Origin of the sequence: Pseudolactococcus chungangensis CAU 28 = DSM 22330 (assembly GCF_002441885.1) — a bacterium.
GTDB lineage: Bacteria > Bacillota > Bacilli > Lactobacillales > Streptococcaceae > Pseudolactococcus > Pseudolactococcus chungangensis.
Window position 1 is genome coordinate 1 of sequence record NZ_JXJT01000015.1, and the last position, 14,255, is coordinate 14,255.

At 37.6% G+C, this 14,255-nt stretch carries 16 protein-coding genes and 1 pseudogene; 12 read left to right on the forward strand and 5 right to left on the reverse strand.

Going from position 1 to position 14,255, the window contains the following annotated elements:
- Nucleotides 1-779: 779 nt before the first annotated feature.
- The 3 genes from RR45_RS06970 (at nucleotide 780) to RR45_RS06980 (ending at nucleotide 2,280) form a co-directional block, all read left to right on the forward strand.
- On the forward strand, nucleotides 780-1,244 hold the full coding sequence (locus RR45_RS06970; protein ID WP_031365997.1) for a LytTR family DNA-binding domain-containing protein: 465 nt from the start codon (nucleotides 780-782) through the stop codon (nucleotides 1,242-1,244).
- A 107-nt stretch (nucleotides 1,245-1,351) separates the two neighbouring features.
- Nucleotides 1,352-1,861 carry a DUF6622 family protein gene (locus RR45_RS06975; RefSeq protein WP_031365996.1) on the forward strand — a complete coding sequence of 170 codons (510 nt, stop codon included), beginning with the start codon at nucleotides 1,352-1,354 and terminating at the stop codon, nucleotides 1,859-1,861.
- Between the two features lie 35 nt (nucleotides 1,862-1,896).
- The gene (locus RR45_RS06980; RefSeq protein WP_031365995.1) at nucleotides 1,897-2,280 is read left to right on the forward strand and encodes a DUF3021 family protein; all 384 of its coding nucleotides are present in this window, start codon (nucleotides 1,897-1,899) and stop codon (nucleotides 2,278-2,280) included.
- 264 nt (nucleotides 2,281-2,544) lie between these two features.
- On the opposite strand, the gene RR45_RS06985 is transcribed toward RR45_RS06980, so the two are convergent.
- The 3 genes and pseudogenes from RR45_RS06985 to RR45_RS06990 form a co-directional block, all read right to left on the reverse strand.
- Nucleotides 2,545-2,778, reverse strand: a complete 234-nt coding sequence (locus RR45_RS06985) for a M78 family metallopeptidase domain-containing protein (protein WP_031365994.1) — start codon at nucleotides 2,776-2,778, stop codon at nucleotides 2,545-2,547.
- A gap of 149 nt (nucleotides 2,779-2,927) precedes the next feature.
- Nucleotides 2,928-3,017, reverse strand: a pseudogene (locus RR45_RS11645) (hypothetical protein); the annotation flags it as partial.
- Between the two features lie 205 nt (nucleotides 3,018-3,222).
- Nucleotides 3,223-3,513 (reverse strand): hypothetical protein, encoded by a 291-nt coding sequence (locus tag RR45_RS06990; RefSeq protein WP_244148292.1) that lies wholly within the window; start codon nucleotides 3,511-3,513, stop codon nucleotides 3,223-3,225.
- A gap of 7 nt (nucleotides 3,514-3,520) precedes the next feature.
- Between RR45_RS06990 and RR45_RS06995 the strand changes: the two genes are divergently transcribed.
- The 5 genes from RR45_RS06995 (at nucleotide 3,521) to add (ending at nucleotide 9,123) form a co-directional block, all read left to right on the forward strand.
- Complete coding sequence (locus tag RR45_RS06995) at nucleotides 3,521-4,522, forward strand: tyrosine-type recombinase/integrase (protein ID WP_072353565.1); 1,002 nt, start codon at nucleotides 3,521-3,523, stop codon at nucleotides 4,520-4,522.
- A 149-nt stretch (nucleotides 4,523-4,671) separates the two neighbouring features.
- On the forward strand, nucleotides 4,672-6,834 hold the full coding sequence (locus RR45_RS07000; RefSeq protein WP_031365992.1) for a Tex family protein: 2,163 nt from the start codon (nucleotides 4,672-4,674) through the stop codon (nucleotides 6,832-6,834).
- Nucleotides 6,818-7,288 carry a SprT family protein gene (locus RR45_RS07005; RefSeq protein WP_031365991.1) on the forward strand — a complete coding sequence of 157 codons (471 nt, stop codon included), beginning with the start codon at nucleotides 6,818-6,820 and terminating at the stop codon, nucleotides 7,286-7,288. Before RR45_RS07000 ends, RR45_RS07005 begins: the two co-directional genes overlap by 17 nt.
- Entirely contained in the window at nucleotides 7,285-8,103 is an 819-nt protein-coding gene (locus RR45_RS07010) for a DNA/RNA non-specific endonuclease (protein WP_072353566.1), read from the forward strand. Before RR45_RS07005 ends, RR45_RS07010 begins: the two co-directional genes overlap by 4 nt.
- An 18-nt stretch (nucleotides 8,104-8,121) precedes the next feature.
- Entirely contained in the window at nucleotides 8,122-9,123 is a 1,002-nt protein-coding gene (gene add / locus RR45_RS07015) for an adenosine deaminase (protein ID WP_031365989.1), read from the forward strand.
- Between the two features lie 76 nt (nucleotides 9,124-9,199).
- On the opposite strand, the gene rnjA is transcribed toward add, so the two are convergent.
- Nucleotides 9,200-10,897, reverse strand: a complete 1,698-nt coding sequence (gene rnjA, locus RR45_RS07020; protein WP_031365988.1) for a ribonuclease J1 — start codon at nucleotides 10,895-10,897, stop codon at nucleotides 9,200-9,202.
- Between the two features lie 235 nt (nucleotides 10,898-11,132).
- Nucleotides 11,133-11,363 carry an RNA polymerase epsilon subunit gene (locus tag RR45_RS07025; protein ID WP_031365987.1) on the reverse strand — a complete coding sequence of 77 codons (231 nt, stop codon included), beginning with the start codon at nucleotides 11,361-11,363 and terminating at the stop codon, nucleotides 11,133-11,135.
- 181 nt (nucleotides 11,364-11,544) lie between these two features.
- Between RR45_RS07025 and tsaB the strand changes: the two genes are divergently transcribed.
- The 4 genes from tsaB to tsaD are packed head-to-tail and all read left to right on the forward strand — an operon-like array spanning nucleotide 11,545 to nucleotide 14,246.
- Nucleotides 11,545-12,252 carry a tRNA (adenosine(37)-N6)-threonylcarbamoyltransferase complex dimerization subunit type 1 TsaB gene (tsaB, locus tag RR45_RS07030; protein ID WP_031365986.1) on the forward strand — a complete coding sequence of 236 codons (708 nt, stop codon included), beginning with the start codon at nucleotides 11,545-11,547 and terminating at the stop codon, nucleotides 12,250-12,252.
- The gene (gene rimI / locus RR45_RS07035) at nucleotides 12,206-12,790 is read left to right on the forward strand and encodes a ribosomal protein S18-alanine N-acetyltransferase (protein ID WP_031365985.1); all 585 of its coding nucleotides are present in this window, start codon (nucleotides 12,206-12,208) and stop codon (nucleotides 12,788-12,790) included. The genes tsaB and rimI (RR45_RS07035) overlap by 47 nt, the downstream gene beginning before the upstream one ends.
- Nucleotides 12,787-13,233, forward strand: coding sequence for a ribosomal protein S18-alanine N-acetyltransferase (gene rimI, locus RR45_RS07040; protein ID WP_031365984.1), 447 nt, complete (start codon nucleotides 12,787-12,789; stop codon nucleotides 13,231-13,233). The genes rimI (RR45_RS07035) and rimI (RR45_RS07040) overlap by 4 nt, the downstream gene beginning before the upstream one ends.
- Nucleotides 13,230-14,246, forward strand: coding sequence for a tRNA (adenosine(37)-N6)-threonylcarbamoyltransferase complex transferase subunit TsaD (gene tsaD, locus RR45_RS07045; protein WP_031365983.1), 1,017 nt, complete (start codon nucleotides 13,230-13,232; stop codon nucleotides 14,244-14,246). Before rimI (RR45_RS07040) ends, tsaD begins: the two co-directional genes overlap by 4 nt.
- Nucleotides 14,247-14,255 lie beyond the last annotated feature (9 nt).

Genomic DNA, 14,255 nt, shown 5'->3' on the forward strand with positions numbered 1-14,255 from the left:
TTTATTCTAACTTAATTTGACAAATCATATAATTAAAAATGGAAAATAGTAATTCAAAAAAATCATCATTAATGTTGAAATATATACAACGAATCAATAGACTATGATTGTAGGTGTTCTGCTAACGATATTCAAAAGAAAAAAATATTGATTAATTAATATTTGATGTACTATATTCTATGAAGATAAAATCCTGACAAACCTCCCGTATACCTAAAAATATACGAGAGTTTTTTCTTTTTCAACTGGGGCCACCAAAGTACGCCCTAACGTCTTTTCTTGTCAAGATATAATGTTACAGAGATATGATATGCAAATAAAACCTAACTAAAAAAAGATAAATAATTATTTTCCGCTTTTTATTATTTAGTTTAGTTGTAAATAAAGATTCTTTCTTAAATTGTAACTTCAAGTCATCAAATCAGGTGGCTAACTTCATTTTACAATTTGCGAATTTGTCTATATATAGTTTATTCATAAGGCACATTTTACTATAAAATTTTGCAACAGAACCATAATTAGTGATTTTATAATTACTTCTTTCTCTGTTATTGTTGAACAATCAAGCAGTGCCAGAAAAAATTCTAGTTACTACGTACTTCACACTTCTAGTTTACACGCAATAAATAAAGAAATATACGCCAAAGCATTTTATTTTTTTTTTTTTTTAAAAGCAGTATACTAAAGTGACTACAATTTATTATAAACTAATGTTAAAAGATAATTGAAATACGACTATACATAAAATAGAGAAATCATATATAGAAATGGAAGCATAGATGGCAAACGAGAGTCTTAGAATCATCATGAATCAATTAAAAGATTTGACTGCGCAAGAATCGGTCATATTTAACTTGTTTCATACAAACAGTACAATCAATAAAGTCATTGATATGTTACGTCAGTCAAACTCCACAATCCTAGCAACTGAGTTGCAAACAACTGTACAACACAAAGTTAAATTCTCTGATGTTTTATATCTTGATTATGTCGATAGAAATGTGTGCTTATATACCAAAAATGCGACTTATTGGGTCAAAAATTCTTTTATCAGAATATTAACCCAGTTGCCAAGTCACTTCATTCAGATTTCTAAAAACAATGCTGTCAACATCTATGAAGTTAAATCAGTAGAAACTAATATCGGCGGTAATTTAATCATCAAACTCTCTACTGATGAAAAACTTGTTGTCAGTCGTCGCTATATCAAAAATTTTAAAGCATTTTTGATTGACCAAGCGTAGTTTAACCGCATGTGTTTAGTATAATACCACATGTGTCAACTGCTATTTCTTTTTATGTCTTACATGCCTATAATAAAAACATAAAAAGAAAAGAGGTTACATATTTCATGTTTGAGTTATTAAATATCATCGTTCAAATCCTATCACATACACCTATCTGGGTGTGGATTGTTTTGATTATCCTAATCAAAAGAGGGATAGCTTTACAAAGAGATTCTCCTATCTCTCTTGCTAAATCCTTTATCATGCCGGCTATCTTTATATTATGGGGATTAAACACGATTGCCACCAAGTTTCACTATCCACTCTATCTCTTAATGATATACATGCTATGTTTAGGTTTGGGCGCTTGTGCTAGTCTTTATATTTATCGAAAAAAAAGATTTTATATCCAACACACTGTTGTGATGCAAGGTGGTAGCAAAATTCCTTTATTTATCATGATGATCAATTTTTGTATTAAATATTGTTTAAATATACTATTGTCTACTCACCCTTCGCTTTATAGTGTATTTGGTTTCAATATTATCTACGGTATCATCTCTGGATTTACAGTTGGGCTATTTTTTGGTGGCATTATTAAATCTGCTCAAGCTAAAGCACGCCTACTCGCTTAGACTTAACTCATAATTCATAGCAAGGAAAAATTAAGATGTCCATTTTACAACGCTGTTTCAAAGCCTTAGGTATCGGTTCTTTTATATACTTATTAATCCTGTTCATCAATAACGGTGTAGTCGTCTACACGTCAGAAGTTATCTATGTATTTGCAATCTCTATTTTTATTGCATTGACAAGTTATATTTTTAATATAGACGCCTTAAATTTTATCACTTGTTTAGTCATACATTATATATTGGTTGATATGTTTGTAATCATCGTTAATTATGCCATGCACTTCACCGGTAACTACTCCAACTTGTTTTTCTCAATTTTCATCATCTATGTCGTCTCTTTTATCATTACGACAATTCAGACCAGATTAACCGTCAAACAACTTAATCACTTAATTGGTCAAGTTCATCTCAAACACTAGTTTTAATATGAGCACCAATTAGAGAATAAACAAATATCTTGCTGCCCGTTGCTATATACCTCGACAACTGATTCCTTTGTCGGTATGTTATAATCCGAAGCTGTAAATAGTTCAGTTTATAACGACTATAAAGTTAAAAATCGATCTGGATAAAATTTTCCTGGTCATTTTTTTAGTAACAAACAAAGACAATAGAGCACACTCTATTGTCTTATTTGTTTTATATGATACACTTCTTGTACCATATACTTGCTTGCTTGCTTCCTACTCTAGGTTATCGTTTTGAAAATGATTAGTGATGTATTTGTCACATTCTCCATTTAGAAAATATGCCATCTCATGTAATATTGTGAGTGATGTATCTATTTTATCCAGATTTTGATTAATTAAAATGACAGGTAAATCATTGAAAATACCAAAATGACCGTTATCTTCCATTTCTATATAATCAATTTTTATTCCTAGCTCTTTTTCCTTTCTACATATTTTTGGCAACATTTAATATTTGTCTTTAAAGTTATCTATCAACCACTATTTAATTGCTTTATGGCAATTTTCTGACATAGTTTTGCCGCTAAAGGCAGGAAATGATTCTAATGTTTTTCTAAATCTTCATCAAAGGTAGACTTTTTTACTTGTTCTGTTTTTCAGGGTAGATACTCAGTACTTGTATTTAACATTTCGGAAAGTTTTGTTAAGTTTTTGTTTGCGGGTGTAGTAATTTCGTTCTCCCACCTAGCGTATGCTTGTTATGAAAATAGCACTATGGAGAATAAATTGTCATAAGTGCCTATTAAGGTTATCTTTGTGGCTATGTAACTTTATCAATTTTACAGAACTAACCAAAAAACTAACCAAGCAATCAAAAATCATTAGTTGAATAAAAAATAAAGTTTATCAGCAAGAAAAAACTGGTGGACTTTATTTTGTATTCAAAGGGTATTATTCATAAAAATAATCTAGTTCATGATAGGGGGTCATACCAAATTTATCAGATATAACATTGTTAAATTCATCAATTATAATACCGTCTAAGTGATAAGGCAAATTTAAAGTATCAATGATATTCTGATAATTGGTTTCAGGTGTAAAATCATATTTATCATCTAACATTTTCATGACCTCTTGTATCATGTACTTGTTAGTTTCATATTCTAAGTTATCGTTTTGAAAATGATTAGTGATGTACTTATCGTAATCTCCGTTGAGAAAATGTGCTGTCTCGTGTAACAATACAAAGTTGTTAGATTATGATGTTGAAGCTGTAAACAAAAAGAGATTACAGACTTTAACTGTTCGTGAAGTATATAACGAATACAAAGAATTTAGAAAGCAAGAATTAAAAGATAGCACCTATTATAAACAAAATTTAGCTATGGAAAAAATATTTGTAGAAATACCAGATAAAAAAATAGTTAATATTTCTAGTAGTTACTTTCAAAGATACTTTATGACGAGTAAAAATTCCATACCTTATAAAAAATTACAAAAGAGTTTAGTCAATTTATTCTTTAAATTCTCAGTAAAAATGGGTGTAATTGATTTTAATCCGATAGAGAACGTCGAATTACCAAAACATAGGAAAACCATAGAATATATTGAAAAAAAACGTGCAAAATTTTTCTCAAAAGATGAAATGAAAGTCTTTAAAAAATCTTTTGGTACAAGACCTGATGAAGTCAGAATGAACTATTTAATCGAGTTTATGTATTTGACTGGCTTAAGGATTGGGGAAGCGTTAGCTTTAATGTGGGAAAATATAGACTTTGAAGAGAATTCAATTTTAATAAAGTACAATATTGACAATCATTCAGTCAGTATTAAAGACTTTAAGTTGACTAGTCCTAAAACTTTAGACTCATTTAGACGGGTTTCTATTAATAATAGATGTTTAGAAATTTTGTGTAGCTTAAAAAAAATGAATTCAGATTTGGATGTTAAAAATGACAAATTTATCTTTTTAAATGAACGTGGTAATTTGATTTATCCTCAGCTATTAAACAAGTATCTGAAAAAAGTGGGCAAAAAAGCTAATATTGAAAATAAAAATTATCATGATTTCTCAAGCCATATGTTAAGGCATTCTCATATTAGTTTATTGACAGAGTTAGGTGTACCAGTTAAAACAATAATGGAGCGTGTAGGTCATAAAGACGAAAAAACAACATTACAAATTTACACACATGTGACAAAAAATATGAAAGATGATGTTGTTGAAAAAATGAATAATTTAAATATTTGACAGTAACCAAAAACTAACCAAAAAGATTGGTTAGCGTGACGTTTGATAACGTGTTATTGAGAAGTAACGAACCGTGCAATGCTTTATCTATAGGGTATTTAGCGTGTTTAAACGTGTTATTAAGTGTAAGTCTATGGTATAATGGACAAATGAAAACTAATGAACAAATTGAGAAAATTTCAACTCTACTTTCAATTCCCCCTAAGCAAATCAAGCAGGTATTAGACCTGACGAGCGAGGGCAATACTATTCCCTTTATCGCGCGGTATCGGAAAGAAGCGACGGGTGATTTGGATGAAGTGCAGATTAAGGCTATCGTGGATGAAAACGACCGTGCTATCAAACTGGATGAGCGGAAAACGGCTGTCCTTGCTAAAATTGAAGGGTTAGGTAAGCTGTCAGATGACCTGAAGAAAAATATCTTGGCAGCTGAAAAGTTATCAGAAGTTGAAGAATTTTACTTACCTTATAAGACAAAACGCCGGACCAAGGCGATGATTGCTAAGGAACGTGGCTTGTTCGGTTTGGCTAAAGTCATCATGCAAAATGGTGACGTCGCAACAAGTGCTGAAGGCTATCTAAACGAGGAGGTACCCTCAGCTACTGATGCAATTTCAGGTGCGCTTGATATCTTATCTGAGGCTATTTCCGAAGATGTGAAGATGCGGGCTTGGGTACTCAATGAAATCAAGCAAAACTCACGCTTGATGACGACTGAAAAAGATGCTAGTTTAGATGAGAAGAATGTCTTTCAGATTTACTATGATTTTTCAGATAAACTGTCTGAAATCCCGAACTATCGCGTTTTAGCGGTTAACCGCGGTGAAAAACTTGGCATTTTGTCGGTCAAGTTTGAGCATAATGCTGATAAGATGATACTGATGTTTGAGAGCCGGTACAATGCCAAGACCAATGCATATCTAAAAACAGCTATCAATGAAGCCCTCAAATCGAAAATCATCCCAGCTATGGAGCGTAATGTTCGAGCTGAGCTTAAAGAGCGTGCTGAGGATGGTGCGATTGAAACCTTTGGTAAAAACCTGCGGAATCTCTTGCTTGTGGCGCCTCTAAAAGGTAAAGTTGTCCTTGGTTTTGATCCAGCTTTTAGAACAGGGGCTAAGATTGCCATTGTCGATAAAACTGGCAAAATGCTGATGACGACTGTTATTTATCCCGTCAAACCAGCTTCTGCTAAACAAATCGAGCAGGCGAAAGTTGAACTTGCCAAGCTGATTACAGATTATGAAGTTGAAATGATCGCCATTGGTAATGGAACAGCATCGCGAGAAAGTGAGCAGTTTGTTTCAGACGTGATTAAAGACAATCACTTATCTGCCAAATACGTCATCGTATCGGAAAGTGGTGCGTCTGTCTATTCAGCTAGTCCATTGGCGCGAGAAGAATTTCCAGATTTGACTGTTGAAAAACGCTCAGCCATTTCAATTGCTCGGCGCTTGCAAGACCCGTTAGCTGAATTAGTGAAAATTGAGCCAAAAGCGATCGGTGTTGGTCAGTATCAACATGATGTATCAGAAAAAAAATTAACAGAAAATCTGGATTTTGTCGTTGATACAGTGGTTAACCAAGTTGGTGTGAATGTGAATACGGCAAGTGCTAGCCTGCTCTCGCACGTTGCAGGTTTGAACGCCACCATTGCTAAAAATATTGTGGCTTACCGAGAAGAAAATGGTGTCATCAAGTCACGTCAGGAAATTAATAAGGTACCACGTCTAGGGGCTAAGGCTTTCGAGCAGGCAGCAGGTTTCTTGCGCATTCCAAACAGTGCTAATGTCCTTGATAATACAGGTGTTCACCCTGAGTCTTATCAGGTTGTGGACCAACTGTTTGTTGAATTTGGCATTCAAGAGTTGGATGATGCAGCACGTGCTAAATTAGAAAAAGCCGACCTTAATCAATTAGCTGATAAACTTGAAGTTGGTAAAGCAACTTTGAAAGACATCATTTCAGATTTGCTGAAACCAGGTCGTGATTTACGGGATGAGTTTGATGCACCAATCTTACGCTCAGATGTTTTATCTGTTAAAGATTTACGTGTGGGTCAAAAGCTGGAAGGTGTTGTCCGTAACGTTGTCGATTTTGGTGCCTTTGTTGATATCGGTATCAAAGAAGATGGTTTGGTTCATGTTTCACGCATGGCTAAGAAGTTCGTTAAGGACCCGTCAAGTGTCGTGGCTGTTGGTCAGATTGTAACTGTTTGGGTTTACCAAATTGATCAAAGCCGTGGCAGTAAAGTAGGCTTATCAATGGTTGAACCAAAAGCCTTACCTGAAACAGATGACAAACAAAAATGATGCATTACTAGCTTTTGTTCAATGGGTATCGTTAACGGATTTTGGCAAACCTTTTGAACATGAAGTCAAGTTTAATCGTCGGTTGAAATCAACGGGTGGACGATTTTTTCCAAAAGATTTACATCTGGATTTCAATGAAAAAATGTATGATGCCTTTTCAGAAGACGTCTTTCGTAAAATCATCCAGCATGAGCTTGTCCACTATCATCTTTACCGTGAAGGCCGTGGTTATAAACATGGCGATCGCGAATTTAAAGCACTGTTGTCACAAGTCGGTGGCTTACGATTTGCCCCACCGTTACCGGATGTCCAGTATCTGTCCTATACTTGTTTATCATGTGCTCAAATCTACTGGCGTCGCAGACAGTTAGATGTCAAAAAATATCGATGTGGTAAATGTCGTGGTAAATTAGTGCTAAATGCCAAACAAGATAAGGATATGAGTCAACCATGAAAAAATCAGATCAGAAAAAATTACTCAAATCAAGCGAGAAAATATTTAATCGTTTGACGAAAATGCAACAACTGATAGTCTTGATTGTTCTTGTCCTTGTCTTTCTAGGTTACTTTGTTTTTTCGCAATCAGGCAATAGCAATCCTTTTTCGCAAGAAAAGGTAATCAAAGTAAACAATGCTGATGCATTACTCAAGCTTCAATGGAACGGCTCTGATACTTATTATGTCAAGTTAAATGGTGGCAAGTCGACTTTTTCTGCTGAGGCATTAGCGCAGGATTCAGATCAGGATGACTGGTTAAAATTTTCTTCTCTTGATAGTTTAGGTAGAGCCAATCAAGCCAATGCACGTCTGAGTTATAATCGGTATATGAAAGTCAAAACCATGTCACGACCAAGAATTCCTAATAATCCTGCAGGTTGGTCTTACAATGGTCGGTCTAATAATCAGGAAATTTATTTTGAGAATGGTCTGGTGACACTTTATAATCGGAGTCATTTGGTGGCTTGGATGTTTTCGGGTGATGCGGGTAGCAAGGAGAACTTGGTGACGGGCACGAGAGCTATGAATTCGCCTGGGATGCAGGATTTTGAGTCACAAATTTCGGATGTTTTGTATTACAAGAAATTACATGTGCGTTATCAGGTTACGCCAATATATCAGGGCAATGAGCTCTTGCCTCGTGGGGTGCAGATGATGGCGAAATCGATCGAAGATGATGGTAAAAGTTATGACTTAAATGTCTATGTATTTAATGTTCAGCCGGGCTACCAGATTAATTATCTGACTGGAGTCGGACAAAAAACTAAGTAAAAGAGATAGGAGTGGCTTATGAGGACGTCGCGAGCAACAATTGAAGAGTTACCTAAAATAGAACTGCATTGTCATTTGGATGGTTCAATCTCGATGAAAATGATTAGACAACTAGCACAACGGGCTGGGATAGCGTTGCCAGTTTCAGATGATGACTTGCGCCTAAAAATCACTGCGCCTCAAGACGCTGAAAGCCTGCTGGATTATTTGGCACCTTTTGACTTTGTTTTGCCAATGTTGCAAACTGAAACAGCGCTTGAGCTGGCAGCCTATGATATTCTTGAGCAAGCACAGAAAGACAACATCCGCTACATGGAAATCCGTTTTGCCCCAACTTTGCATACGGCAGGTGGCTTGACGCTCTCACAAGTAGTTGCCGCAGTCACACGAGGTTTAGCAGCTGGCGAACGTGATTTCCAAGTTAAAGCCAATGCCTTACTCTGTGGCATGCGTCATGAATCTATCGACAGTGTGCTAACGGTCGTCAATTTATTTGCAGACGGTGACTTGACACATCTGGCTGGATTTGATTTGGCAGGAGCAGAAGTAGATGGTTTTCCAAAGCATTTTGCACCAGTCCTAGAAAAAGTTAAGGAAAATCAGATTCCGTTGACCCTACATGCGGGTGAATGTGGCTGTGCTCAAAATGTTTTAGGCGCTATCAAGGCAGGTGCTAGTCGGATTGGTCACGGAGTGGCCTTAAAAGATGTCCCTGAAAGTTGGCAGGAGATAGTCGCTGATCAAATTACGATTGAAATGGCACCAACTTCTAACTTCCAGACCAAGGCTATCGATACTTTGGCTAATTATCCTTTCAAGAAACTCTTGGATGCTGGTGTCAGAGTGACCATCAATACAGATAACCGAACTGTTTCAGATACGACCTTAAATGATGAATATGAAAAAATTGCTAGTTGGTATGACTTGAGTGAGGCGGAGTTCCGTCAAATTGGTCGTCATGCCTTTGAGGCAAGTTTCATGTCTCCTGAGCAGCGTGAGATTTTAGAAAAAGAGTTTTAAAGATATGAAAATAGACCCTGACCGATTTCCAATATTAAGAGGAAATCGGTCAGGGTCTATTTTTGTCACGGCTGATTTATTTTTTATCAGGTGTCAAGACCATTGGAATAATGATCGGTTCGCGTTCTAACTCGCGATAGAAGAAAGGTTTGATAGCATCTGTCATTGCGCGTGCCACACTTGCTTCATTAGCATTTTCATCATTCATAGCTTTACGAATAGCATTGAACAAGACGCGTTGACCTGAGCGAATCAAATCGCCAGACTCACGCATATAGATGAAACCACGGCTGAGCATATCAGGACCCGCTAAAATCATCTTGCTTTTGAAGTCAACAGTGGCAACGGCAAGGACGACACCATCTTCCGACAATTCATGACGGTCACGAAGAACAGCATTGCCAATGTCGCCGATACCATTACCATCAACGTAAGTATCTTGGGCGTTAAAGTGACCTGCAGGACGCGCGGAGTCAGCTGTTAAAGCTAAGACATCACCATTTTCAAAAATGAAACAGTTTTCTTTTGGTACACCTGTATCTTGGGCGAGACCGGCATGGATTTTCAACATCCGGTACTCACCATGGACTGGCATGAAATATTTTGGCTTAATCAAGCGGAGCATGAGTTTTTGCTCTTGTTGCCCACCGTGCCCAGACGTATGAATATTGTTCATTTTACCATAAATGACTTTAGCACCAGCCTCAGAAATACGGTTAATTAATTGATTCACACCATGCGTATTTCCAGGAATGGCATTAGATGAGAAAACAACGGTGTCACCCATTTGCAAGGTCACAAAACGGTGCATGCCATTGGCAATTCGACTGAGCGCAGCCATAGGTTCGCCTTGTGAGCCGGTACACATAATCAATAACTCATGCGGTTGGTACTGATTGACTTCACCAGGTTCAATGAAAGTGTCTTTTGGTGCTTTGATGTAGCCAAGTTCAATCCCGTTAACAATGGCTTTCTCCATTGACCGACCAAAAACAACAATCTTACGACCAGTCTTAACGGCACCCTCGACAGCTTGTTGCAAACGGAAAATATTTGAAGCAAATGAGGCGAAGATAATTCGACCGTCAATACGTTCAAAGATTTTTTGAATAGAGGCACCGACAACTTTTTCAGAATGTGAGAAAGTTGGAATTTCAGCATTTGTTGAGTCAGAAAGTAGAAGTAAAACGCCTTCTTCACCAAGTGCGGCCATACGATGAAGGTCAGCAGGTTCACCAACTGGTGTGAAGTCAAATTTAAAGTCACCTGTAGCGACGATTTTACCTTGTGGTGTATCAATGACCATGGCGATAGGCTCTGGAATTGAGTGAGTTGTCCGGAAGAATGAGAGTTTCAAGTATTTGAAAGCAATCTCATCATCAGGATGAATTTCAAAGAGTTTAGCATCTCGCAAGAGGCCATGTTCTTCGAGTTTTCCGCGAATTAAAGCAAGAGACAACGGACCAGCATAGATAGGCACATTAGCTTGTTTCAGGAGGAAAGGAATCCCGCCAATATGGTCTTCGTGACCATGGGTGATGAAAACACCTTTAATGCGGTCTTGATTTTCAACGATGTAGCTATAATCAGGAATGACATAGTCAACGCCTAGTAAATCGTCTTCTGGGAATTTGATGCCGGCATCAACGATGATAATCTCATCTTGATACTCGACACCGTAAGTGTTTTTACCGATTTCACCGAGTCCGCCAATGGCGAAAACCGCGACTTCATCGGGTTTGATGTTTAAATTGGTGTAGCTATTAGTAGTCATCTTTCTCTTTTCTTTTTGTGATTTCATGGACACTTCTAAAAAAATCAGATTTGCCACTTTTGGAAAATTTTATCTATCGCGTCGATATTGCTCTGAACTGTGCAGGAGCGAGTTTTATCGCAATGTCTAGCATTAGAAAAATTTAGCACAAAAGTCATCAAAATCAGTTTCTAGATATGACCATTTTTTCGTTTATTAAAAAACTTGTGATGAATCTCACAAGTTGCAAGGTTTCTTAAAAGGTTGTGATGTTAAAGCCGTCAGACTCTCTTTCGTATGCTGCTTGCTCATCACTGATGGCATCGACAAATTCAACATGATAATCTGTATTGTCACGCATGATTTCGCGGGCTTGGATGACACCTTGACGAACATCAGTTGTGTCGAGCTCTAAATAGAGTGAGTGTGTTGTTTCGCGTTTAGGGCTACGTTTTTTAGATTCTTGATAAAAGACTTTGAAAAGCATATTTTTTTCTCCAGTATAGTAATTAATTTTACAGGTGCACCTTTAATAAAGGTCGCATTATTGCAATTACTTATATTTTAGCATAAAATAGTAATATACTCAACCAACACATATTTTAACCAATTTCAAGTGGTAAACTGGTATGTCTGGTTGTAAAACATTAGGAAGATAGTCCCCAAAAATGAAATTATTAGCTTTTGACACCTCAAGTCAGGCGTTATCTGTTGCTTTGACAGAAGACGACAACCTGCTTGGGAAGATTGATTTAAATATCAAAAAAAATCACAGTATAACACTCATGCCGGCGATTGATTTTTTAATGACACATGTGGGGATAAAGCCCGAAGAACTAGACCGAATTGCTGTGGCACAAGGACCTGGCAGCTATACGGGACTTCGAATTGCGGTAACAACAGCTAAAACCTTAGCCAGCACGCTCAATATCGACCTCGTTGGTGTGTCAAGCCTCGCTGCCATTGCGACCAATGTTGATGTGGTAGGCAAAGTTGTACCTTTAATTGACGCCAGACGGCAGAATGTCTATGCTGGTATTTATGAAAATGGTCTCAGCATTAGTCAAGAACAGCATGTGTCACTCGACAAATTATTGGATACGCTAAAAAATGAGGAAGTGCTATATTTTACAGGTGAGGTGGCTAACTTTCGTGAGCTGATTTCACAGACTTTACCGCAAGCTAAGTTTGTTGAAAATGTAGAGCGCAGATTGCCTAACGCCTATCAAATTTCGCGTTTGGGCGCAGGTTACGAGCCAGTAAATGTGGACGCATTTGTCCCAGAGTATTTAAAAAAAGTTGAAGCAGAAGAGAAATGGTTGGAGACGCATGCAGAAAATCAAGGAAATGATACAAACTATATCCAAAGTATTTGAGGCACAGGATTTTCGACAATACCGAGCTTTTGATGATGTTGATTTGGATGTGGTGATAGGGCAAGCGCGCTATCGTATCGCTGAGCGTGAGGATATCGTAAGTTTTCTTGCGATTGAACGTGATGTTTATGGAGGTGATACGCCATGGACTTTTTCGCATTTTGAGCATGAAATTATGACTAATGATTTAGCGGTTTTTCTTACGGCAGAGGCAGATGGCAAGATTGTTGGTTTTATCGGGGGGCGTGTAGTTCCTGAGAAAAATGCAGTTCACTTGTCAAACTTAGGTGTTTCAAGTGCTTTTCAGCGCCAAGGTATTGGGTCAAATTTGGTGAAGAGACTGACTGAATTAATGCGACAATTGGGCGTTGATTCACTGACTTTAGAAGTGAAAAGAAATAATTTACCTGCCCAAGCCATGTATCGTAAGTTGGGATTTGAGACAAAAGAGATTTTACCTGGCTACTATGACAATGCGCAAGATGGTCTTTGGATGGTGAAACAATTAGCAACAATAGGTGATAAGCAGGCGGTATGATAACGATTAGAAAACTCAATTTTTTGACAGATTGTTATCGTGATTTAGCAGGAGATATCCAGGCGATTTTAGACGAGTTATATGAGGAGTCGCCATGGACATTTGAGCAGACATTTGGGGATCTCTTGCGTGAGGATTCTGTTTATTATCTGGCTTTTACAGAAGAACAGAAAGTTGTTGGTTTTTTGGCGTTATCAGTTGTCATGGATGAAATTGAAATCACCAATATTGGCGTTGCCAAAGCTTATCAATCGCAAGGTATTGCAAGCTTATTGCTCAAACAATTAACAGAACTTGAAGGTGAAATTTTCTTGGAAGTTCGTGCATCAAATGAAAGAGCACGACATTTATATGAAAAATTTGAGTTCGAGGCTTTTTATCAAAGAAAAAATTATTATCAAAATCCGCAAGAAGATGCGATTTTAATGAAGAGAGAAAAATGACAGATAACTATATATTAGCTTTTGAGACTTCTTGTGATGAGACGAGTGTTGCGGTCTTGAAAAATGGTCAGGAGCTGTTAAGTAATGTGATTGCGAGTCAAATCGAGAGTCACAAACGTTTTGGTGGTGTTGTACCGGAAGTGGCTAGTCGTCATCACGTCGAAGTGATTACCGCCTGTATCAATGAAGCAATGGCAGAAGCCGAGATTACACCCGCTGATTTGACAGCAGTAGCTGTTACTGAGGGACCTGGCCTTGTTGGCGCACTTCTAGTAGGTGTTGCAGCAGCCAAAGCTTTTGCTTGGGCGAATCACTTGCCTCTTGTACCAGTCAATCATATGGCTGGTCACTTGTGGGCAGCTCGTCAGATTAAACCACTTGAATTTCCATTGATGGCCTTACTCGTAAGTGGTGGTCATACAGAGCTTGTCTATGTGGCAGCACCTGGGGATTATAAAATCATTGGCGAAACACGAGATGATGCCGTTGGTGAAGCCTATGATAAGGTTGGGCGTGTGATGAACTTGACTTATCCTGCGGGCAGAGAAATTGATGGCCTAGCCCACCAAGGGCAAGACGTCTTTAACTTTCCACGGGCTATGATGAAACATGATGACCCTGCTCTTGAGTTTAGCTTTTCGGGTCTCAAATCTGCTTTTATCAACACCGTTCATAATGCGGAGCAAAAAGGTCAGACACTGGATAAAAAAGACTTATCCGCAAGTTTTCAAGCTGCCGTGATGGATGTCTTATTGGCAAAAACTAAACTAGCTTTAGGACAATACCCTGTAAAAATGCTAGTTGTCGCAGGCGGTGTAGCTGCAAATCAAGGACTACGTGAACGTTTAGCCGCTGAAATTACAGCTATTGATGTGGTGATACCGCCACTTAGACTTTGTGGCGATAATGCTGGGATGATTGCCTATGCTAGTGTCTGTGAATATAACCAGGGACATTTAGCAGGATTAGCTTTAAATGCGCGCCCTAGTTTGACCTTTGAGTCAATCAATTAAATCGTTCAA

Coding starts and splice junctions, on each gene's coding strand:
- RR45_RS06970 (WP_031365997.1), top strand. CDS start 780: ATGGCAAACGAGAGTCTTAGAATCATCATGAATCAATTAAAAGATTTG.
- RR45_RS06975 (WP_031365996.1), top strand. CDS start 1,352: ATGTTTGAGTTATTAAATATCATCGTTCAAATCCTATCACATACACCT.
- RR45_RS06980 (WP_031365995.1), top strand. CDS start 1,897: ATGTCCATTTTACAACGCTGTTTCAAAGCCTTAGGTATCGGTTCTTTT.
- RR45_RS06985 (WP_031365994.1), bottom strand. CDS start 2,778: ATGTTGCCAAAAATATGTAGAAAGGAAAAAGAGCTAGGAATAAAAATT.
- RR45_RS07000 (WP_031365992.1), top strand. CDS start 4,672: ATGAAAACTAATGAACAAATTGAGAAAATTTCAACTCTACTTTCAATT.
- RR45_RS07005 (WP_031365991.1), top strand. CDS start 6,818: ATGACAAACAAAAATGATGCATTACTAGCTTTTGTTCAATGGGTATCG.
- RR45_RS07010 (WP_072353566.1), top strand. CDS start 7,285: ATGAAAAAATCAGATCAGAAAAAATTACTCAAATCAAGCGAGAAAATA.
- add (WP_031365989.1), top strand. CDS start 8,122: ATGAGGACGTCGCGAGCAACAATTGAAGAGTTACCTAAAATAGAACTG.
- rnjA (WP_031365988.1), bottom strand. CDS start 10,897: ATGACTACTAATAGCTACACCAATTTAAACATCAAACCCGATGAAGTC.
- RR45_RS07025 (WP_031365987.1), bottom strand. CDS start 11,363: ATGCTTTTCAAAGTCTTTTATCAAGAATCTAAAAAACGTAGCCCTAAA.
- tsaB (WP_031365986.1), top strand. CDS start 11,545: ATGAAATTATTAGCTTTTGACACCTCAAGTCAGGCGTTATCTGTTGCT.
- rimI (WP_031365985.1), top strand. CDS start 12,206: ATGCAGAAAATCAAGGAAATGATACAAACTATATCCAAAGTATTTGAG.
- rimI (WP_031365984.1), top strand. CDS start 12,787: ATGATAACGATTAGAAAACTCAATTTTTTGACAGATTGTTATCGTGAT.
- tsaD (WP_031365983.1), top strand. CDS start 13,230: ATGACAGATAACTATATATTAGCTTTTGAGACTTCTTGTGATGAGACG.